This is a genomic window from Desulfovibrio sp. GTC20076 (assembly GCF_055385905.1).
The window spans coordinates 162,360-184,111 of sequence record NZ_AP039366.1 but is presented as its reverse complement, the minus strand read 5'-3'; the positions used below and the strand labels follow the sequence as shown (position 1 = coordinate 184,111).

Sequence of the window (21,752 nt, the reverse complement as noted above, 5' to 3'; positions counted from 1 at the left end):
CATCATTACCATTCCGGCACAAACGTCCGGCAGCCGTATTCCTGCGGGATGTTCAGCGCCTCTTCAAGCGGCAGCGCCATATAGTGGGCCAGCAAACAGCGTATGACGCCCGCATGCGCCACCACAAGCACAAGCCCGTCAGGATACTGCCGTCGCCAGCGCTGCACGGCCTCAAGGGCCCGCTCCTGAAGGCAGGCGAAGCTCTCGCCGCCCTCGGGCCTGAAGCGGGCAAAATCCTTGCCCCGCACAGCGTACTGACCGGGAAAGCGCTGTTCGATCTCGTTCCGGGTCAGGCCCTGCCACTGCCCCATGTCTATTTCCCGCAGGCCCGGCTCGGCATGTACAGGGGGCGGGCTGGCGGCCCATTCATTTCCGGTCAGAAGAATGGACGTGGTTTCACGGCAACGCCCCAGGTCCGAACTCACCACTGCCGCCAGTCTTCCCGCCAGGGCAGGCATGAAGTCGCGGGCCAGACGGCGTATCTGATTTCGCCCGGCATCGCTGAGCGGGATATCGCGGTTGCCCACAATCCGCCGCTCGGGATTGGGCGGCAAAGCGCCGTGCCGCACGAGCCACATGCCGTTCATTGAGATATCTCCTTTGCTCCCTGCAGCGCGGGGAAACAACTTTATTCTGGAACTGTGCTGGCGGTTACGGGCATACGCTCGCGCAGCCGCCATGAAAAACCGCGTGCAATGCGCTGGTCCACCTGGTGCGGAACAGCCTGCCTGTTTTTATTTCCGTCTCAAGGCCCTGACGGCCTTTTACCCAGCCGCGACATTTTTTTCTGAGGCCAGCCGCTCCAGAGCCGCGCGGGCGACATCTGCCGGAAGGGACCGGCAATGCGCCTTCCCATATGCCTGATCGCACACCAGCTCTCGTGCCAGCCTTTCTTCCAGCGCCAGAGCGCGCCCAAGGCGGCCCCTGATGGCCGTGGCCGCCGCCGGATCAGCGCCAAAGATTTCCAGCTTTTGCTCAAATCGTCGCTGCACAGGCACAAAACTTGCTCCATAACAATATTTGTCCGCCAGAAAAACCAGTTCCCGTTCAGTGATGGGCAGATCGTCCGGCAGGTCCAGATCACGGTGATCCTCCACCAGACGTGCCATTACAGGCAGTTGCAGACAGCGCAGCAGGCGTCCGGCAGCCGATTCATGGCCTTTTTCTCCTTTACAGATATCATGCAGCAACCCCCCGGCCAGAGCAAGGCCGGAGTTGAGGAGCGCCTGTCCACTGCGGCAGGCTTCCGGCGTCTGCCCCATCTGCCGCGCCTGTGCAAGAGCTTTTGTCAGGGCAGCGGCAACAGCACCCACAGCCTTGCCGTGGCGCACGCCTTTTTCAGGCACCTTGTGCAGGCGCAGCAATTCCACAGCTTCGCACGGCCACAGGGCATTTCTGTGCGGCGCCAGAAGCCGCAGGCTTTCGTAGTCTTCCGGCCTGTCCATATCAGGCAGCACAAGACTGTCCGCCACGGCAACCAGCCGCACGGGCAAGCCCGCCAGAGCGCCGCGCAATCCCCCTTTGCCGCCCGCATGCCCATGCCCCAACACCTGACGCAAACAGCGGCCCGGCAGCAGCGGCGGATGTCCCTCTTCACCAGCAAAGGCTGGAACAAGCACACTTTCCTGATCGGTTGCGTGGGTTTCAAGCAGGGCCTGCAGCGTCATGGGCCGCACAAGAGACACATCCACGGGCTGCACCAGAACCGGGCCTTCCATAGCAAAGGAGCCTGAAGCGCCGTTACGGCCGCAAAGCGCCCGAAGCCCGGCACATACGGAAGAAAACATGCCGTCTTCAGGGCGGGGATTACGAGCAACCGCAAGGCCGAGGCCCCGTGCCGCCGCCTCGACGTATTCCGCATGAAAGCCCGTAACAACAGTGACCTGCGCAATACCTGATACGTGAAAAAGGCGCACCAGCCCTTCCAGGGCTGTACAGTCGCCACCGCCGGGGCCAAGCGCCAGGGGCAGAAGGGCCTTGCAGCGCCCCATGCGTGAAGCCTGTCCGGCGGCCAGAATAAGCGCGTGGCCGTTCATGCCCAGTCTCCCAGAAGGCAATGGGGCGCATCTGCCGTATCCGGCTGGCGGACCGGACCGGAAGCCGGATTACGTCCGCCTTTTTGCAGACTCACCACCCGCACACGCCCGCCGCAACGCTCCAGTCTGCCGCGCACCGGACCAAGACGCGGCAACGGACTGCCGCAGGCGCAGGGACCGGCCAACAGGCTTGCCACATCACCCGTACGGTAACGGACAAGAGGCATGGCTTCACGTTCCAGTGTGGTAATGACCACCTCGCCTGCTTCACCATGCGGCAAAGGCTCGTCGCCACAAAAATCAACAATTTCCACAATCATATCCAATGCTCTCAAATGATAACCGTCGTGCGCGGGGCATTCCACAGCCCCGCCGTAGCCCACTTCCGTCAGGCCGTAATGGTCGAGGACAGTGCAGTTCCACACGCTGGCAAGCACATGGCGCAATACCGGATCAAGCCTGTCGGCGCTGCTGAGCAGGCCGCGCAGGCCCGGTGGGCCGCTGCTGGGAAAATAACGCAGCAATCCCTCAAGCTGACCCGGAGCCGCCACCAGACAATGTGCACCCGCTTCAGCCAGCCAGTGCGCCAGTTCGGCACGTATCCCACGCGCAGCAAAAACGGATGCGGGCGCGGCAGCGGGCGAACATATTCCCGGCATGCCCGCGGCATGGGGCTGCGCACCTTCCCCCATATCCTGCCCTGTGCCGTCTGCACTTGAAGACTCTTCGCCCTGGGCGCTTTCACCGGAAATTTCCCCATCTTGAGGGGCATGAGCCGCCATTTCCACTGCCGGCTCCACTGCGGCAAGCAGATGCTGCGGCGGGCAGCAGACCTGTACCCCACAGGGTTGTAAAGCCTGCCGCAGCAGGTCTGCCACGCCGTTGGGACGCTCCGCCCCGGGCAGTAGCACGGCCAGAGTCTGCCCCGCACTCACCAGTTGGGACATGCCCGCGCGAAAGAAATCCTGCGTGCGCGCAAGGTCCGCATCTGTAAAGGCCAGACGCTTGGGCTGCCCCGTTGTGCCTGACGTATGCAGCGTAACCATGCGCCGCACAGCCCCCTGCGATACGCACAGGAAATCCTGCCAGCGGGCGATGTCTTCAGCAGTGGTGAAGGGCAGACCGCACAGGTTTTCAGGACGATAGGCCTTCAGATCATGCCCGGCCAGGCGGCGGCCATAGAAAGGGCTGCGGGCCGCGGCGTAGGTCAGGGTGTGTGTCAGAGCGTCCGCGCGCGTCTGCGCAAGGGCCGCCATAAAGGCTGCCGTATCACTTTCCTGCGCGCCGCACAGACCGGCCAGCCATACGTCCACCGGATTGCGGCCCCCCACGGCACAGCCCGGGGCCGGTTTTCTGCCCCCGCGTACGTTGCTGAAAACATGCCGGGCGCTCATGGGGCATCCTCCGCGTACAGGCGTGTGCCGTCACGCGCCGTGAGATTATGCAGGCAAAAAGGAATCATGCGGCCGTCACGCCGCAGCACATGTATGCAGCAGCCCCGCACACGCTCGACATCAAGGCTCAGCGCATCCTGAAAAGCCATGGCCGACAGGGTAAAACGCTGCCCTGCCCCGGCGCTGGATAAAAAGCGGCTGAATCCATCCTGATCCGCCGGAGCTGAACCGTTTTTGCCACAGCAGCTTTCGCTGCCTTCGCCCATACCCGTGGCGGACGCCGCGTCAGCAGAGCTGTCGCCGCGCCAGTGCAGAGCCACAAACTGCCTGGCCTTGCGCGCGCCCTCATGCGCCGCCGGCGGCACAGGGGCAACTCCGGCGCTTGCACCGGAAGCGGACGGAGTCCGGGGGGAGCAGCACGGCTGGCCCTCGTGCGCCAGCCATTGCAAGGAGGGCGCTGCTGTGGCATCCGCGCCGGATAGGGCTGCATCCGGCTGAGCGTCCCCCGCAGGGACGCCATCCGTGCGACGGTACACGGCGCTGAAAGAGCACAGTTCGTTTTCGCAACCCGGAGGGTGAAAGTGTCCGGCGCGTACCAGCTCCGGAGCCTGTTCTGTAAGGCAGGCCATAACTTCGGGCAGGGTGAGCCTGGGGGCTTCCTCCAGTTGCCAGGGGTAACGGCCGAAAAATGCGGCGGGCTGCATGTGCAGCCCCCGCACCGCGGGGCCAAGGCGCAAGGCCAAACGCAGCAGGTCCCCCACTTCGCCGTCATTGACGCCCCGCACAAGAGTCGCCACCAGCACCACTCCCAGTCCGGCAGCGGCACAGGCCGCCACGGCGCGGCGTTTGAAATCCAGACAGGGCCGACCGCGCAGTTTCATAAAAGCCGCGTCGCTTACACCGTCCCACTGCAGATAGACCGAATCCAGCCCGGCCTGCCGCAGGCTTTCGGCATAGCCTTTTTCTTCGGCCAGTCGCAGACCGTTGGTATTGACCTGCACAAGACCGAAAGCCCGCTCCCGCGCAAGGGCAATAATGGCAGGCAAGTCTTCGCGTACTGTAGGTTCGCCGCCGGAAATCTGCACATTACACGGTCCGGACGCTGTTTTAAGCGCATCCATCTGGACCGCAAGGCAATTGAGGTCCGGATCCGCCGACAGGGTTCCGCTCACATTTCCGGCTCCGGCGTAGCAAACCGGGCAGGCCATATTGCAGCGCATGGTTACTTCCACAAGACCCGTACAGGTATGCTGGGCATGCGACGGGCACAGGCCGCAGTCAAAGGGACAGCCCTGGTCAAGGGCCGTGCGCGGGCGCAATGGATAGGAAGGGGTTTTGGGCCTTGACCAACCCTCGAAGTCAGGCATGGCATACATATCCGATCCAGCCCAGGCGGCCGCCTGAGGTATCCGCCAGACAGGCACGCTGAAGCCGCCGTGATCAGGACAGGTCTTGCGCAGTTCCACACAACGGGGATCGCTTGCGGACCGCGCGTACACAGCATCCACCCTGCGCAGACAGACCGGACACAGGCTTTGTGTGCGGCGCAGGATCATGACGCGGGCGTGATATCCAGATCATAGCTCTGGACAAGTTCCATGATCTTTTCCCAGCAGTCGGCCAGCAGGTCGCCGCATGCGACGGGATTGGGCATTTCGCCTGCCACGCCGGAAAGCGCCCCAAGCCCTGCGGCCACCTGTCCGCAGCTTTGGCCGCCGTAAGGGCCGGTGCGCTCATAAAACCAGGTGGCATAGTCATTGAGCAGGGGCGCCAGCATGGGGTGAGGCGTTTCGTGGGCCGCCCCCTTGCCCGCAGACAACGCCAGTGCGCATGCTCCGCCCGTAAGCAGACCACAGGGGCCGTCGGACTGCCCGATACCGTGGCACAGGCCGTGAACAGCCCGCACCAGGCCGGGATTTTCCTCGTCGCGGACCTGAAGCATGAGCAGCACCAGCAACTGACTGCAACAGTAGCCCTCATGCACCAGAGGCAGAAGTTCCATCATCATTGGATTCATGCTTGCTCCTTTTGCGCTATCCACAATCCATAGCCGAACTTGCGCCCGTTGCCGGAAAAAGAACAGGCACAGCCGGCGGAAGAAACGGAGGCGGCGGAACGGGGAAAAGATGCGGAAGAAACACCATCGACACCGCCAGCCCCAATGCCGAAATCCGGCATACAGGCCGCCTCGTCCCCGCCGTACCAGAGCATACGGGCGGCCAGTTCCACCAGTGCACGGCTATGGTCTTCATACCGCACAACGTGGAAGCCGGCTTCACCCAGGTACGCATTCCACAACAAGACGCTACGCGCCCCGTCCATACAGGATTTTCCATATGCCCCGTATGCGTCACATGAAACGGATGAGCAGGACACACCGGATGAAGCAGGCATGCCAGGCGAAACGGATACTTTCCCCGAACCGCCCGGGCCGGACAGAAACGCACCACGTGCGCATCTGGCCGCAGCGGCAGGCTCTTCGATGGAAGCAACGCAAGCGCCCTCATCCCGCCGCGTGAGATCGCTGAACAGCAGCACACCGCCGGGGCGCAACACGCGCAGGCAACCGTGCAGGGCCTGCACCGGGTCCGGCAGCAGGGAAAGCACGCATTCGCACACAAGGCCCTGAACGCAGGCATCGGCCAGGGGCAGGCGGGCAATATCCGCCTGCGCAAAACGCCAGCCGTCCTGACCGTTTTCAGACGCCTGCGCCAGGGCGTTCTTGCAGGCAGCGGCATGGTTCACCTGCCTGTCCAGTCCCAGAACGTCATAGCCGGATTGCTGCAAAAGTCTGACGGTTCCGCCCGGGCCACAGCCAAGGTCCAGCACCAGATGCCCCGGCGAAAGGCCGCAAAGCTCCCGGCACAGGATGAGTCCCCGCGCGGTCAGGTCAAGCCCGCCAGGCCGCCAGGCATGACCCGTCGCACGGCGAAAGTTTTCGCTTTCCCACAGGGCCCTCATTTGTCTTCCAGCAGGGCTTCCACCTCTGCCATCTTGCCCTCGGCCAGCGACTTGGGCACAAGGGTCAGCCCGCACTGCGGACAACGCGGCAAAAATACGTCAAAGGCGCTGTTGAGATAAAAAACCGGAACCTTGCCCTGCTCCAGCGGCACACGGCAGCGACCACACACCCACTGGCCGCCGTCCGGCCCGTAACTGGGTCCCATGCTCATGACTGTCCTCCGTTCTGTCCGCCGCGTCGACCGTCTGTGCAGCACTGGTGACTGTTAATCACGTCCGCCGCCTCCTGCCCGCCGGAACCCGGCACTACCATACGGTGGCACCACGCATCGTGCAGGATGAAACCATCGCCATGCGGCTGGTACTCCACCCAAAAGGTCACCTGCCGGGGCCGCCATGAGCCGAGCACATGCCCGTTTTCAAGATTTTCAAACCGGTGTCCGGCGGCCTCTGCCCCGGCCACGGCCGCCTCCACATCCTCCAGCAGGATATGGCGCTCTTCCAGCCGGGCCAGCATTTCGTCAGTCACAAGCACGCGCCCCTTGTCCGGCTCCGGCTCGCCCTGCCCCTGCCACTCGCGTAGCAGGTGGCGGCGCAGGGCTGCCCGGTTGGCGCGACGGGCAGACAGGCCCGGGCCTTTTTTTTCTCCATCCCCCCCGGTACTGCCGGGTACAAGCAGGTCAAGCAGGTGCCAGCACTCCTTGCCGCCTGCCGCCAGCCTGTCACGGCACATGATGCATGAGGCAAGGCCCGCATGGGGCAGTTCCGCCGCGCGGTGCGCCGCCATTTCCGCCGCCGGGCCGGGCTGGGCACACCACACGAGGCCGCCGTACCCACAGCAGGCCGTGGCCGCACCCGTAATGCGCGGTTCTTCCACACGCGCTCCGGCACGCGTCGCCAGCCTGCGCACAGCAGCAAGCCATGCCCCGTCGTACCGCGCGGTACAGGGATCGTGGATAGAAAAAACCTCAGGCAGAGCTGCGGATGCGGCGGGCGGCCCCTCGGGCAGTCCCATGCCGTCCAGCACTTCCCACAAAGACAGCGCCCCTGCTTCCGGCAGGGCCTGACGCAGTGCCGCAAGACAGGATGAACAGGCAGCCATGATGCGCGGCTTGCCAAGGCTTTCCCACGCGGCGCGCAGCTTGTCCACATGTTCGGCAAAAAGCGCGGCACGGCCAGCCCATTGCGCTGGAATGCCGCAGCACGAGAGCATCAGGGCCACCCCGGGAGTGACGCTTGCAGCCATTTTTTCGCGCAACAGAGCGTATACCCGCGCTACCTGTTCCCCGCGTGAGGCTGCAAGCTGGCAGCCGGGAAAAAACAGCCAGGCCGGGGCAACGCCGGGCGGCAGGGAAGCATCGGGCAAAACCAGGGAGCATTCCGGGCCGGAGGCATTTTCCATATCTTCCAGGGCAAATTCGTGTGCTGATGGCGGCATATAGCCGTTTTCCACCATGTCCTGCCGGGCCGACAGGCACAGCTCGGCCATAGAGAAATTTTCCGGGCAAAGCTCCTCGCACTGGCCGCACAACGTGCAGCCGTTAATAAGCGCATTGGCCGTGTGCAAGCCCTTGACTATGGAGGCGTTATTGTGGACCTGGCGTGCATAAACCCTTGGGTAACCTTTATATTTTTGCAAATACACACATTCTCGCACACAGATCATGCACTGGCACTGCAAACAGCGCGTGGCCTCGGCCACGGCTTCTTCCGCAGCGTAGACAGCTCCGGCCGGTTCCACGCGGGGCACGGGAGCAATACCGCTCACATCTGTATGCAAGGGGCCCTGAGTCTTGTCGCGTGCAGCAGTGAGAGAAAGACCGGCCACCACACGCTCCAGTGTCTGGGCCGCGCGTCGCCCCTGCCCCGCCTGCTGTGATGAAGAAAAAAAACAGTGTCCCGTGGGCGTCACGTCGGGCCAGCCCGCGCAGCAGATATTGTCCCGCCAGTGCAGAATATCGGCATCCAGGCCTTCACAGGGGGGGGCCAGATGCGGAACGGCCCCGGCGTCCACCAGCACCCCCTCATACTCGGCTGCCGCCTTGGCCAGCAGGGCCTGGTCAAGCTCTGCGGGGATGAACTGCACTTTCCTGCGGGCCAGCATTTCCATATCTTCAACCAGAAAATCCTTGGCGCAAGCTGCCCCGCCCTTGCCATAAAGCGCCGGGTAGGCCTCTGCCAGGGCCTGACCGGGGGTACCTGCATGAAAAACCGTTACAGGATACGCCTTGCCGGAAAGGTCCCAGGCCGCTGCAAGCCCCGCCAGGCCAGCACCCACCACAGCCATGTGAAAACGCTTGGGCGGCAGGGGCAGGGGGCGGCTCTGCGGGCCTGCGGCCAGCATGCAGGCAAGCTCAAGGCCGTGCATGGCCACGCTGCCGCCAAGGTCTCGCCGCAGACAAACATTTTCACACGGGGCATCGCAGATGCGCGCCATAATGCCGGGCAAAGGCAGATGGCGCTCCAGAAGCTTGCGGGCCTCACCGGTTTTGCCCTCGGCCATGCGAGCCATAAAAAGGCGCACGTCCAGATCAAAGGGGCAGGCCGCCCGGCAGCGCGCAGGGCTTTCCTGGGTACAGCGGGCTTCGATTTCATGCAGACGCTTCTGATCCATCATACGACATTTCTCGCTGGGGTCGAACTTTTGCGGACAGGCCGCGCCAATGCCGTTTCACTGCAAATGCGGCCGGACCAACCGTAAAAAAACATGTGACGCGGCATGCGGCGATACCGCTCCCGCGTCACAAGAAAAGATACAGTCAGGGAGCGGAATACAGGAGAAAGAGGTTCTTCAGTTGCCGGAAAGCAGCGCCCTCCGGCAACTGAAGTCTCCTCCCCCATATTGCTTTTACCTTACACCTATCTTACCTGGGCATGGCCTCCAAGACCTTTTCGGGCCGCGCAGGCAGATGCCGGACACGCGCGCCGCAGGCATTGTAGATGCCGTTGATGATGGCCGCATGCGGCGCGGTAAGGGGCATTTCGCCCACGCCCGAAGCGCCGAAGGGGCCATCCTTGCGGGGTGTTTCCACATAGACGATCTCGATATCGTCAGGAATCATCTTGATAGAGGGAATGCCCGCTCCACCCATGGTGCTGTGTTTCTTGAGGTCTTCGTAGTCTTCACTGAGGGCCAGCCCCACACCCTGGGCGAGGCCGCCGTAAATCTGGCCGTCCACCACAAGCTTGTTGCAGATCTTGCCAATGTCGGCCACGCAGACCATTTTTTCCACCGTGGCTTTGCCCGTGGCCACTTCCACCGCCACTTCGGTGAGGAAAAGCCCGTACATGTAGCAGGCAAAGGGTGAACCCTGCCCCTTGGCGTCACAATCCTTGGCCGGGGCGGTCCACTTGCCGTCATAGCGCATGGGGCGACCTTCGGCCTTCATTTCTGCAGGCGTGAAGAAACCGCCGCCGGGCTTGCGCATGCCCTCGATGAGCATTTCGCAGGCCACGCGGATGGCGTTACCCGTGACCACCTGTGAACGTGAACCGCCCGCAGGCCCGGAGTTGGGGGTCTTGCTGGTGTCGTTCATGACCAGATGGATGTTTTCAGGCGTGATGCCCAGGGGCCGCAGGGCTTCATGGGCCGTACCCAGGCTGCCTGCGTCAGCGCCCTGCCCGTGGTCTTCCCACGAGTTGCCCAAGGTCACGCTGCCATCGTCATTAAGTTCCACCCAGGCTTCGGAGGTGTCCGGCCCGTCCAGACCGGCACCGTACACACCAAGGGCAACACCCACACCGCGCTTGATTTCGGCAGTGGAACGCTCTTTGACGCGCTTTTTTGATTCTTCGTAATAGGGACGCATCTTATCAAACATTTCCGGCAGACTCATGACTTCAGGAATCTGCCCCGAAGGAGTGGTGTCGCCCTCTCTGTAGCAGTTGAGAGCGCGCAGCTCGAAGGGATCCATGCCGAGTTTTTCGGCCAGTTCGTCCATGAGCACTTCGGATGGGAATTCCGACTCCGGTGCGCCATAACCCCGGAAGGCCGCGCCCCAGCAGTGGTTGGTAGCCACAGTGCGGCCCGTGCCGCGGATATTGGCAATACCGTAGCCCGCGCCGATATACTGCGCGCCGCGCAGGGTCAGCAGGTCGCCGAATTCGGAGTAGGGGCCGTGGTCCACGCTCCAGTCCGTTTCCATAGCGAGAATCTTGCCCTGCCTGTCAGCGGCATAGCGCATGGTGGTCCAGAAAGGTGAACGTTTGCCGGTGTAGTTCTGCTGCTGCTCGTAGTTATAGCGCAGGTGGCAGGGACGGCCGGTAGCCATAACGGCCACGCCCACCAGCGCTTCCATGGTGGGGCTGAACTTGTAACCGAACGTGCCGCCCGTGGTGTTCTGCACCAGCACAAGGTCCTTGGGGAATTCCAGACCAAGACCGGGAGCGATCATGAGGGCGTGCAGATGAATGGCTACAGATTTTGAGTGGATGACAACCTGCCCCTGCTCGTTGATATAGCCGTACCCCACGTCAGGCTCGATGGGCAGATGGGGCTGACGCTGGGTATAGTAGCTGCCTTCGGCAACCACATTGGCAGGATCATTGAAGAACGGGGCCGTGTCTTCGCCCTTTTCTTCAAGCTGGTCGTAATAGACGTTGGGTGTGCCGGGGTGGATTTCAATGGCGTCCGGAGCCATCGCTTCGGGGGCGCTCATGTATTCTGGCAGAAGCTCCAGGTCAAACTTGACCTTTTCGGCAGCGGCGCGGGCATTGGCCTCGGAATCGGCACAAACGATGGCGAGGGCATCGCCATACTGGAATATCTTGCTGTCATTAAGAATAGGCCGTTCCCAGCCGTCACCCTTGTTGGTGGGGAAGGTGATAAGCCCTGTAATGCGGTTTTTGCCCTTCACATCCTTATGGGTCAGCACCTTGTACACGCCGGGCATTTTTTCGGCTTCGGACGTATCAATACCCTTGATAAGGGCATGCGATACCCTGGCCTGGGCAAGAGCCAGATGCAGGGTGTTTTCAGGCATGCGCAGGGCGGCGTCCGCGCCGAACTCGGCCAGACCCGTCACCTTGGCCACGGCGCTGGGCCGCGGGATACTGCTGCCCCAGATGCGGCCATCGGCAGGCATCTTGAAGCTGATTTCCTCAACGGTTTTTTCGCCGCGCAGTATGGCGGCCGCGTCCATGACGGCGTCCACGAGGGGCTTGTAGCCCGTACAGCGGCAGATGTTGTGATGCTTCTGGAACCAGTCGCGCACATCTTCGCGGCTGGGAGCGACATTTTCGTCCAGCAGGGCCTTGGCCGAAACAATGAAGCCGGGCGTACAGAAGCCGCATTGTGCCGCGCCGTGCTGGATCCACGCATGCTGCAGCGGATGCAGACAATCGGGAGCGCCGATGCCTTCAAGTGTGGTTACCGAAGCATTTTCAGCCACCCGGCTCATTTTGATGATGCAGGCCCGCACCACCTTGCCATCCAGAATAACCGTGCATGCACCGCACTGGCCCTTGCCGCAGCCCACCTTTACGCTGGTGAGCTGCAGCTGGCTGCGCAGCACATCTACCAGAAGATCATTGGGACTGACCAGCAGGCGCCGGGCCATGCCGTTGACTATGAGGGTTTTGGTTTCCATGCGCGACTCCTTTGCAATGATAAGTGCCTGGATATATGCCGACGCGGGATATCCGCGCTCAAGGCCGCAATTTTCCTGCGCGCACCGCAAGGCGCCGCGGGAATCCTGACACGTTGACTGTGATACCGGTACGGGTACACCTCTACTTGCCGAACGGACAAACGGGATAAGCGCACTCCGGGCAGCCGGCGCAAAAACCGCCGTGTCCCAGAGCTGCGACATCTTCAGCCGTAACTTCGACCCCGGCCAGCAGACGCGGCACGATGAGGTCAAAAATGCTGGCCTTGTGGTACATGACGCAACCCGGCAGCCCCAGTACCGGCACGCGGCCGCCGGGGCCTTCCGCATAGGCCAAAAGAAACATGGCGCCCGGATAAACCGGCGCGCCATAGCAGAGAATTTGCGCCCCTGAGGCGCGTATGGCCGCAGGCGTGCGGTCGTCAGGATCAACAGACATGCCACCCGTGACCACAATCATGTCCGCGCCCTGATGCAAAAAATCCGCAATGGCCGAGGCAGTCATGCTCACTTCGTCGCTGGTCAGGGTCTGCCCCATGACGGAACTGCCCAGCGCGGCAAATTTTTTACGCAGCACCGGGCCGAAGGCGTCACGGATGCGCCCGTAGTATACCTCGCTACCCGTGGTCACCACGCCCACTCTGGCGCGCGCAAGAGGCAGCACCTCAATGACGGGCCGGCTTACCGCAGCTTCAAGACATCGCAGCTTGTCCTCGCCGATCATAAGGGGAACCACCCGCGTACCCGCCACAGCGCGCCCTTTTGTCACGAACTGCATGCCGTGCAGGGTGGCCATGGTGATCTCGCCCAAGCCGTTGATCCTGTTCAGGGCTGGCACGTCTACCCGCAACAGGCCGTCACAGGCGGCTACAAGGTCGATACGCCCTTCTTTGGGATCACCGGGCACGAGGTTGGACCCCACGACCGCGGCCACGATGCGGGCGGCGGCGTCATTTTCGTGTACCATTCCGGCAAGCGGTTCAAAAACATAAAGATGCTCCTTGCCTGTTTCGAGCAGCACCTTGATATCTTCGGGCCGCACAATGTGCCCTTTGCGAAATACCGGTCCCTTGCTCTCGCCGGGAACAATTCTGGTTATATCGTGACAAAGAACACTACCTACCGCATCATGAACGTGTATGACCTTCATACAAAGTTCCGCCATGGTTGCTCCTCGGATGATGCATGACCTGATACCCAGATTGTGCTTAGCGTAACATTCCCACAACTAAATGCAAAATAAAATTCAGGATTTATAAAGTGTGGTCATGATAACTTGACGTAATCTCACGCATTTGATTTTTATTTTCCCTATTTTAGCAAAAAGCGTGACTTTTACACCCTGTGACAGCAGCGGCAACAATTGACAGAGCAGACATTCTCTGCGAGATGGAGGGGAGAAGAACTACTGTACCGCAACCACGTCAGACAATGATGGCGCTACGGTTTACCCCCGCCAGGAGCCAGCATGAACACAGCTTTCTGTCCCGCGCGCGCATCGCGCATCAGCCGTCTGGCGGCCTTGGCAGCCGCCCTCCTTCTTGTCCTGCCTCTGGCCGCATGCGGCCTTGGCGAAGCCCCGCAAAGGGAAGAAACACCCCCGGGGCCCGTGGAAAGCTTCATGATCATTTCCACCCCCGGCCAGACCACCGTGCTGGACGATGTGCAGTTCGGGCAGGGTGTTAATGTAAGCGTTGATGAAGTCTTTACTTCGGCCAAAGGCGAAAACTGCAAGCGCGGCACGGTGCTGGCCGGGCAGAAAGAGGCCGAAGTGGTCGTCATCTGCCAGGATGACCAGGGCCGCTGGACCATGGCCCCCAGAGTATGGGGCCAGGGCATTTCCAAACCGTAATTGCACGGGGCCAACTTCCGAAACCATAGCAGGCGCGCGGCGCGGCACAGCCGCGAGACCGCGCGTCGCATACTTTGAAACACCATGCTGCAACAAAAATATCTTCTTGCCGTTCTGGCGCTGCTGGCTCTTTGCGGCTCCGCCCATGCCGCCGACACTGTACAACCCTATGCGGCCAACCTTTTTCAGGGCAACTTTGCCCAGAACAAGGAAGGCGCGGTCATTGCGCCCGGCGACCGTGTGGTGGTGCGCCTGTGGGGCGGCGACCTCAATGTGGACCGCACCCTCGCAGTAGGGCCGGACGGGCATATGAACCTGCCCGAAGTGGGCGACATGCCCGTGGCCGGCCTGGCCTACGACAAGCTGGCCGATGCCCTGCGCAGCAAACTGGCCGCCAACGGGCATGCTGATGTGCAGATTTACGCAGCGCCACTGGACGCGCGCCCCGTATCCGTTTTTGTAACGGGCGGCGTAAGCCGTCCGGGACGCTATACCGGCGGCCCCAGCGACCCCCTGCTCAGCTTTCTGGACAAGGCGGGCGGGCTTGACCCGGTGCGCGGCAGCTACCGCGACATCCGCCTCATGCGTGACGGCACAACCGTCACCAGCCTCGACCTCTATCCCTTTGCCCGCAAGGGCGTGCTGCCCGCCGTGCGCGTGCAGGAAGGCGACACCCTTGTGGTGGGCGAAAAAGGCCCCACCATCACGGCCACCGGGGCGGTCCGCAATCCCGCGCTCTTTGAGTTTCCCAAGGGGCAGGCCACCGGAACCGCACTTATGGACCTGGCCGACCCCGAGGGGCGCGCTTCGCACATAGCCCTGAACGGAACCCGCAACGGCGCGCCGTACAGCACCTACCTGCCCCTCAAGGATCTGCGTGCCCTGCAGCTTGAAGACGGCGACAAGGTGCAGTTTATCGCCGATGCGCCGGGCAATACCATCATGATTGAAGTGCAGGGAGCGGTGCGCGGGGCTTCACGCTTTCCCGTGCGTCAGGGCGCGCGCCTTCGGGACGTGAAAAACTTCATCGCCGTGGAACCGGAACGCGCCAACCTTGAAGCCATGTACATCAAGCGCAAAAGCGTGGCTGCCAGACAAAAAAAGGCCATTGCCGATTCCCTGCGCCGTCTTGAAGAAACAGCCCTTACCGCCTCGTCGGCCAGTACCGAGGAAGCGCAGATACGCGCCAAGGAAGCCGAAATGGTGTCCAAGTTCGTGGAGCGCGCCAAGGCTGTCGAACCGGAAGGAGTGGTGGTGCTGGACGGCGGCCCGGACAAGGCAGATCTGAGCCTTGAAGAGGGCGATGTCATCGTTATCCCCACCAAGAGCGATGTGGTACTGGTAAGCGGCGAGGTTATGGTTCCGCAGGCCATGCTCTGGGGCAAAAAGAAGGATGCCGACGACTATATCAAGGGTGCAGGCGGCCTGACCAGCCGCGCAGACAGCGGCAAGATTCTTGTCATGCACCAGAACGGTTCTGTAACTCAGGGCGGGGGCGACATCTCCCCCGGCGACCAGATACTGGTGCTGCCCAAGGTGGAATCCAAAAGCATGCAGGCCGTCAAGGACATCTCGCAGGTGCTCATGCAGGTGGCGGTATCTGCCCGGGTGCTGCTGGGGCTGCCGACCCTGTAACAGAAATTCCCTGGGGCTGTTTTCAGATATTGCGTATTTGGAAGCAGCCCCTCATAGGCATTGTTGCCGTTTTTATGTATACTGCTCTGGACGGCACTGCCGCCCGGCAACATTTCCGGCGGCTTCTCCACCCCTGACGCTGGAAGAACGCATGAATCAGGCCCTGAAAAGCTGCGATCTTTTCGCCCACATGAGCCCGGATGAGGCAAAGCTTTGCCTGGGGTGCAGCGGCGCGGTGGAAGAAAAATACGGCAAAGGGGGCATGGTTTTCTGCGAAACAGACGCCCCCACCCGGCTTTTTGTCCTGCTGGAAGGCGCCGTTTCCGTAGGCCGTGACAGCGCCGACGGCAGACGCGCCGTGATGGCCCGTATTGACCGCCCCGGCGACCTCTTCGGCGAAGTCTATGTTTTTCTTGATCAGGCCAGCTATGGCTGTAGCGTCCAGGCCGAAAGCCCCGTGCGCGTGCTGGCCATACCGGCAAAATTTTTCTATTCCACCTGCGAAAAACGCTGCAGCATGCATGCACAGATCATACGCAACATGCTTTCGGTATTCGCCCGCAAGGCTTTTTTTCTGACGCGCCGCGTATCACTGCTTTCATCGGGCAGCCTGCGTCGCAAGATCGCCTCTTTACTGCTTGAGCACCGCAACCCTGACGGCTCGCTGAATCTGCTCATGAACCGTGAACAGATGGCCGACTTTCTGGGCGTCACGCGGCCCTCGCTTTCACGCGAGCTGGCAGCCATGCGTGATGAAGGCCTGCTGCACATCAACGGAAAAAACATCTCCCTGCCTCATCCCGACCGCCTGAAAGAATTTTACGATTATTCTGTTCCGTAACAATTGTTACGGACGTCCACACTCCCCCTTGGTATACAGGAATCATCAAAAGCAAGGAGGGAACCATGCAACGCCTGCTCAAGAATCTGGATTACGCCACCGCGCTGCCCCTGGCCGCGCAGGTGGATTGCCAGCCGGGCCAGGTAGCCAGCAAGACGCTTGTTCAGAATGATGCCGTGGGTATAACCCTTTTCGCCTTTGACAAGGGCGAAAAAATCAGCGCCCACACCTCCACGGGCGACGCCTTTGTGCTGGCCCTTGAAGGACAGGGGCAAGTGACCATCAACGGACAGACCAGCCCCCTCAAGGCCGGAGAGTCCATCATCATGCCCGCAGGGCAGCCCCATTCCGTCAGCGCTGTGGAGCGCTTCAAGATGCTGCTGGTTGTCATTTTTCCGCCGGAGTAACGCCAGCCCGCCCACCGGCGGCACAAAAGCGGCCCGGACAGCTTTCATACCGTAAACATTTTTTCATCCCCGATGCCCGCCCGCTGCGGGTTTCACCCAAGCCTCCGCCGCAACGGAGCCATATAAGGACAAGACACCATGAGTAATGCCATGTTCTGCTACCAGTGCCAGGAAACCGTGGGTAACAAAGGCTGCACCCAGGTAGGCGTGTGCGGCAAAAAGCCTGAAACAGCCGCCCTTCAGGACGCGCTGATCTATGTGACCAAGGGCCTCGGCCAGATCGCCACGCGCCTGCGCGCCGAAGGCAAGGCCGTTGACCACAGGATAGACCGCCTGGTTACCGGCAACCTGTTTGCCACCATCACCAATGCCAACTTTGACGACGACATCCTTGCCGAGCGTGTGCGCATGACCTGTGCCGCCAAAAAGGAACTGGCCGCGTCCCTTACCGACAAGAGCGGCCTCAGCGATGCAGCCTTGTGGGAAGCATCCGAAAAGTCCGCCATGCTGGCCAAGGCCGGAACCGTAGGCGTTATGGCCACCACCGATGATGATGTGCGCTCCCTGCGCTGGCTCATCACCTTTGGGCTCAAGGGCATGGCGGCCTACGCCAAACATGCGGATGTGCTTGGCAAGCATGAAAACAGCCTTGACGCCTTCATGCAGGAAGCCCTTGCCAAAACCCTGGATGACAGCCTGAGCGTGGCCGACCTTGTGGCCCTGACCCTTGAAACGGGCAAGTTCGGCGTATCGGCCATGGCCCTGCTGGATGCTGCCAATACCGGCACCTACGGCCACCCAGAAATTACCAAGGTCAACATCGGCGTGGGCAGCAATCCCGGCATCCTCATTTCCGGGCATGACCTGCGCGACCTTGAAATGCTGCTCAAGCAGACCGAAGGCACAGGCGTTGACGTGTACACCCACTCTGAAATGCTGCCCGCCCATTACTACCCTGCCTTCAAGAAGTACGCGCACTTCAAGGGCAACTACGGCAATGCATGGTGGAAACAGAAAGAAGAATTTGAAAGCTTTAACGGCCCCGTGCTGCTGACCACCAACTGCCTTGTGCCGCCCAAAGACAGCTACAAGGACCGCGTGTACACCACCGGCATCGTGGGCTTTACGGGCTGCAAGCATATCCCCGGTGAAATCGGCGAACACAAGGACTTCAGCGCCATCATCGCCCATGCCAAGACCTGTCCCGCGCCTACGGAAATCGAATCCGGCGAAATCATCGGCGGCTTCGCGCACAATCAGGTACTGGCCCTGGCCGACAAGGTGATTGACGCGGTCAAATCCGGCGCCATCAAAAAGTTCGTGGTCATGGCCGGCTGCGACGGCCGCGCCAAGTCCCGCAGCTACTACACCGACTTTGCCGAAGGCCTGCCCAAAGACACGGTCATCCTTACCGCCGGTTGCGCCAAATATCGCTACAACAAGCTCAATCTGGGCGACATCGGCGGCATCCCGCGCGTGCTGGACGCCGGGCAGTGCAACGACTCCTACTCTCTGGCCGTCATCGCCCTCAAGCTCAAGGAAGTATTCGGCCTCGAGGACGTCAACGACCTGCCCATCGTCTACAATATCGCCTGGTACGAGCAGAAGGCCGTTATCGTGCTGCTGGCCCTGCTGAGCCTCGGCGTGAAGAATATCCACCTCGGACCGACGCTGCCCGCCTTCCTTTCGCCCAACGTGGCCAAGGTGCTGGTGGAACAGTTCAACATCGGCGGCATCACCAGTCCGCAGGACGACCTCAAGGCGTTCTTCGGCTAACCCTTCCCACAACACACCCAAACAAGCAGAAGGCGCGCACTCCGGTGCGCGCCTTTTATTTCTTTGGTCCAGATTAACGCTGGAATGTGAAGTATTTCAACGTGGTTATTCTGCCCAAACTTGCAATATCCGGCAGAATCCACGCCGTATTGCGGCGAGCTGCACTCTCGTGCAGCGTTAGCCCATGTAAACTTTTTCATAAGGTAAACAGCGCTACCGCAGTTCACCTTGCAAATAACCGACGATTACACCCAGACAAGGCACACCTGCGCCAATCCGCCGCAAGGCCTTGCCCTCAAACCCGTGCGCGCCCTTCAGGCATAGCATGCTCTGCGGCCAAACATGCTGCAACTCTACGCGCTTTCAGGATGCCGCATTTCCGGCTTTGCGTTTTTGCACAATACTCACAGCCGCACCGGCTCCCAGGGCCGCGACCACGGCCAGAGCGTAACAGAGCCACAAGGGCGTAATTTCCACAAGGGCCATGACAATGGCAAAAAAAGCTATGCAGCCGAACCAGCCCGCCATAAGCCCGCGGTACACACGCACTACGGCCCAAGGTCCCTGGGTGGCGTGAATAAAAGGGACCATGGCGCAGATCATAACGGGAAAAAACATAAGGATGCCGCTCCAGCCCGCCCCGAGCCAGTGCGCCACCCCAGTGACCACGTAGACCAGCAGCGAGCCAAAAACCATCTGCACAGGCATGAGCCAGCGATGCGACTGCGGCTGCGGCACGGCTCGGGCCTTCTGCCGGGGCAGGCAGACCAGCACAAGCAAAGGCGAAAGCAGGGAAAGCCCCACCGCGCCCAGGGGCCAGTGCGGCAAAAACTGCACAAACCAGCCGCCCAGAAAATAGATGCCCAACGAAAGCACAATCGCCAGATACCAGGGCACACCAAGCACGGCCAACCAGGGGTAGGCCACGGCTGCCAGACCGTTGGCATCAATGCCGAGCAGGGTATTATATGATGCCTGGGCAGAAAAGGCCGCGCCCTGTTCAAGGGTAAGAAAAAAAGAAAGCGAACCGGACACCACCGGCAGCCCTGCCGCCACTCCTCCGGCAAAGGTTCCCCAGCGCCGGGTGATGAGCATACAGGCAAGCACAAGCAGTGGGGTAAGCGTCAGCTTGAAGATAAGAATGCGGTCCACGGCGCTCTCTCTGAAGGATAAAACGGGCGCCGTACAACATGCGTCACGGCGTGCAGCAGAAGCCATAACGCCCTACCTGCTGCAAGGCAAGGGCGGGCATGGCTGTATTATATCTTCGGCCGTCTATATCCCCCTTCAACACCTCTTGGCGAAAGGACGATCTGCCATAACTGAAGGTCACGGGCGCGGAAAGCCCCGGCGCAGCTTAACAGATAGTACAGAAACATGCGGCTCTGTGCCTCGCTGCACTGGAATCTCCCCTCTTTTCTGCCCCGGGCGAAATTTTCGGCCCAACACATGAGGGTCTTATCATAATACGCGCCGAAATTTTCCCAGTCTTCCATCACCATACGGCCTTCAACACAGTTGCCGACCAGATGGATGCTGGGCAGGATGCCGTTTTTGAAGATGTATTTTTCAATCCAGGGGTCCACGCAACGGCGCGCCTTGTTCCCTCCTATGGTGTGCAGTAAAAAAAGGCCGTCTTCTGCCAGAAGACGGCGAACGGTGTCCATATAAACAGCATAGTTCTTGCGCCCCACATGCTCGAACATGCCCACAGAAACAATACGGTCAAACGTGCCGGAAAGCGTACGGTAGTCCTGCAACAGCCAGCGGAGGTCCTCGCCTTCGCCGTGTTCTCGTGCATAACGTGCCTGTGCCTCGGAAACCGTCACTCCAGTGACCCGTACGCCGTATTCCCGCGCCATGTAGCGTCCAAGCCCGCCCCAGCCGCAACCGATGTCCAGCACGTTCATACCCGGCTGCAACTGTAGCTTGCGGCAGATCATATCCATCTTCTGCCGCTGTGCTTCCTCCAGATTCGTGGCATTTTCCCAGTAACCGCAGCTGTACTGCATGGCCGGATCAAGCATGGCCTCAAAAACGTCATTGCCGAAATCATAGTGGTGCACCGCCACCATACGCGCCCGCTCAGGGCTTTGCAGATTGCGGAATGAATAGGCAAGAACCTCCAGCAGAACAGGCAGGGTAAAACGGAAACGCTTTTCCAGACCACCCCGCAGCACACGGTAAAAAAACTGGTCAAGGGCCGTGCAGTTCCACCAGCCTTCCATATACGCCTCACCCAGACCCAGGTTGGCGAAACACAGGACACGGCTGTAAAGTTTAGTGTTATGAACCTGAATATCCCACGGGCGGGATCCACCAATCTCCACATCTACTGAAGCCAGCATTTTTTTGATGTCCGATTCAAACATAACTGATACTCCTGATCGATCTTGACGCAAAAACATGCGTAAGCCCTTACAGAAAGCAAATAATTTTGCTAGTTACGTAAGTCAGACTCCTCCATATAACCTCACATGCCAACAATGGTACTGCTGTGCTTTAAAAAACACAACATCCCTTAATATACTCATACATGGTAGGTAAAAATATCCCCCATGCCAGATGTGCTCAGGGTGCGTACAATAAAAAACGCGGCGAACGGTCACGGCAGGGCCGCGCGTTCGCCGCGCCCGGATGTCCGGCGGGCAACACTGTCAGTGCAGTCTACAAAATTTTCATACGGCCGAGGTGCCGTGTCATGTGCAGCAGGTCTTCGCCGTAAAACCACCACGTCAGCCCGACCACACAGGCCAGAAAACAGTATTCACCAAGGCTGCCGGTGGAACAGAGCCTGAGCGAAACCCTGTTGCGGCGTGAAAACGGCGTCAGCGGAACCCCGGAAGGCGTCAGCATGTCCAGAGCCACATGGCTTAAGCCGCCAAATCCCAGGCCCAGCAACACATCACGCCCTATGGGGCCAAGCTCGGCCGCCGGCAAAACAAAGGCAGCCACGCACAGGCCCAGCCACCAGCCAAACCAGTGTGTAATGCCCCGGTGCACGGCATTGAATATTCTCTGTCTTCCCCGTCTGGTGGGGGCCAGCCCCGCCATGCGCTGATCCAGCACATCGGGCAATACGGCTCCGGCACAGGCTGCCGCCACTCCGGCGGCAGGCAGGTGCAATGCCAGGGCAGCGGCCACGGCCGTGGCCTGATGGGTTATCCACTTCATGCAATTCCTTCAGAACCTTTGACCTAAACATGCATTCCAAAGGTTCAAGACGCTCCTACGGCGCGCAACG

General features: G+C 60.8%; 18 protein-coding genes. 5 read left to right on the top strand and 13 right to left on the bottom strand.

Annotated features, from left to right (window positions below):
• Positions 1 to 5: 5 nt before the first annotated feature.
• From ACZ495_RS00790 to ACZ495_RS00745, 10 genes are all read right to left on the bottom strand, one after another.
• Positions 6 to 587, bottom strand: coding sequence for a histidine phosphatase family protein (locus ACZ495_RS00790; protein WP_012625436.1), 582 nt, complete (start codon positions 585 to 587; stop codon positions 6 to 8).
• A gap of 177 nt (positions 588 to 764) precedes the next feature.
• A complete protein-coding gene (locus ACZ495_RS00785) occupies positions 765 to 2,036 on the bottom strand; it encodes a DVU_1551 family NTP transferase (protein ID WP_464262484.1) in 1,272 nt (423 codons plus the stop codon).
• Positions 2,033 to 3,430, bottom strand: coding sequence for a phenylacetate--CoA ligase family protein (locus ACZ495_RS00780; protein WP_407844045.1), 1,398 nt, complete (start codon positions 3,428 to 3,430; stop codon positions 2,033 to 2,035). Before ACZ495_RS00780 ends, ACZ495_RS00785 begins: the two co-directional genes overlap by 4 nt.
• Positions 3,427 to 4,986, bottom strand: coding sequence for a radical SAM protein (locus ACZ495_RS00775; protein WP_296986264.1), 1,560 nt, complete (start codon positions 4,984 to 4,986; stop codon positions 3,427 to 3,429). The genes ACZ495_RS00780 and ACZ495_RS00775 overlap by 4 nt, the downstream gene beginning before the upstream one ends.
• The gene (locus ACZ495_RS00770) at positions 4,983 to 5,447 is read right to left on the bottom strand and encodes a DVU_1555 family C-GCAxxG-C-C protein (protein WP_296986261.1); all 465 of its coding nucleotides are present in this window, start codon (positions 5,445 to 5,447) and stop codon (positions 4,983 to 4,985) included. The genes ACZ495_RS00775 and ACZ495_RS00770 overlap by 4 nt, the downstream gene beginning before the upstream one ends.
• A complete protein-coding gene (trsM, locus tag ACZ495_RS00765) occupies positions 5,444 to 6,391 on the bottom strand; it encodes a DVU_1556 family methyltransferase (RefSeq protein WP_464262483.1) in 948 nt (315 codons plus the stop codon). Before trsM ends, ACZ495_RS00770 begins: the two co-directional genes overlap by 4 nt.
• Entirely contained in the window at positions 6,388 to 6,603 is a 216-nt protein-coding gene (locus ACZ495_RS00760) for a DVU_1557 family redox protein (RefSeq protein ID WP_012625442.1), read from the bottom strand. The genes trsM and ACZ495_RS00760 overlap by 4 nt, the downstream gene beginning before the upstream one ends.
• The gene (locus ACZ495_RS00755) at positions 6,600 to 9,008 is read right to left on the bottom strand and encodes a pyridine nucleotide-disulfide oxidoreductase/dicluster-binding protein (protein WP_012625443.1); all 2,409 of its coding nucleotides are present in this window, start codon (positions 9,006 to 9,008) and stop codon (positions 6,600 to 6,602) included. Before ACZ495_RS00755 ends, ACZ495_RS00760 begins: the two co-directional genes overlap by 4 nt.
• A gap of 247 nt (positions 9,009 to 9,255) precedes the next feature.
• Positions 9,256 to 11,979, bottom strand: a complete 2,724-nt coding sequence (locus tag ACZ495_RS00750) for a molybdopterin-dependent aldehyde oxidoreductase (protein WP_296986247.1) — start codon at positions 11,977 to 11,979, stop codon at positions 9,256 to 9,258.
• Between the two features lie 142 nt (positions 11,980 to 12,121).
• Positions 12,122 to 13,147 carry a molybdopterin-binding protein gene (locus ACZ495_RS00745; protein WP_041724959.1) on the bottom strand — a complete coding sequence of 342 codons (1,026 nt, stop codon included), beginning with the start codon at positions 13,145 to 13,147 and terminating at the stop codon, positions 12,122 to 12,124.
• 318 nt (positions 13,148 to 13,465) lie between these two features.
• Here ACZ495_RS00745 and ACZ495_RS00740 point away from each other — a divergent pair, with 318 nt between their 5' ends.
• From ACZ495_RS00740 to hcp, 5 genes are all read left to right on the top strand, one after another.
• Entirely contained in the window at positions 13,466 to 13,849 is a 384-nt protein-coding gene (locus ACZ495_RS00740; protein ID WP_012625446.1) for a DVU3141 family protein, read from the top strand.
• Between the two features lie 84 nt (positions 13,850 to 13,933).
• Entirely contained in the window at positions 13,934 to 15,484 is a 1,551-nt protein-coding gene (locus ACZ495_RS00735) for a polysaccharide biosynthesis/export family protein (protein ID WP_012625447.1), read from the top strand.
• A gap of 151 nt (positions 15,485 to 15,635) precedes the next feature.
• Positions 15,636 to 16,325, top strand: coding sequence for a Crp/Fnr family transcriptional regulator (locus ACZ495_RS00730; protein ID WP_012625448.1), 690 nt, complete (start codon positions 15,636 to 15,638; stop codon positions 16,323 to 16,325).
• 65 nt (positions 16,326 to 16,390) lie between these two features.
• Complete coding sequence (locus tag ACZ495_RS00725; protein WP_012625449.1) at positions 16,391 to 16,732, top strand: cupin domain-containing protein; 342 nt, start codon at positions 16,391 to 16,393, stop codon at positions 16,730 to 16,732.
• Positions 16,733 to 16,882: 150 nt separating this feature from the next.
• Positions 16,883 to 18,508, top strand: a complete 1,626-nt coding sequence (hcp, locus tag ACZ495_RS00720) for a hydroxylamine reductase (protein WP_197971538.1) — start codon at positions 16,883 to 16,885, stop codon at positions 18,506 to 18,508.
• Positions 18,509 to 18,871: 363 nt separating this feature from the next.
• On the opposite strand, the gene ACZ495_RS00715 is transcribed toward hcp, so the two are convergent.
• The 3 genes from ACZ495_RS00715 to ACZ495_RS00705 all read right to left on the bottom strand — a co-directional run bounded on the left by ACZ495_RS00715 (position 18,872) and on the right by ACZ495_RS00705 (position 21,682).
• Positions 18,872 to 19,660 carry a hypothetical protein gene (locus tag ACZ495_RS00715; RefSeq protein WP_464262482.1) on the bottom strand — a complete coding sequence of 263 codons (789 nt, stop codon included), beginning with the start codon at positions 19,658 to 19,660 and terminating at the stop codon, positions 18,872 to 18,874.
• A 107-nt stretch (positions 19,661 to 19,767) separates the two neighbouring features.
• On the bottom strand, positions 19,768 to 20,880 hold the full coding sequence (cfa, locus tag ACZ495_RS00710) for a cyclopropane fatty acyl phospholipid synthase (protein WP_012625452.1): 1,113 nt from the start codon (positions 20,878 to 20,880) through the stop codon (positions 19,768 to 19,770).
• Positions 20,881 to 21,175: 295 nt separating this feature from the next.
• A complete protein-coding gene (locus ACZ495_RS00705) occupies positions 21,176 to 21,682 on the bottom strand; it encodes a metal-dependent hydrolase (protein ID WP_464262481.1) in 507 nt (168 codons plus the stop codon).
• Positions 21,683 to 21,752: the final 70 nt, after the last annotated feature.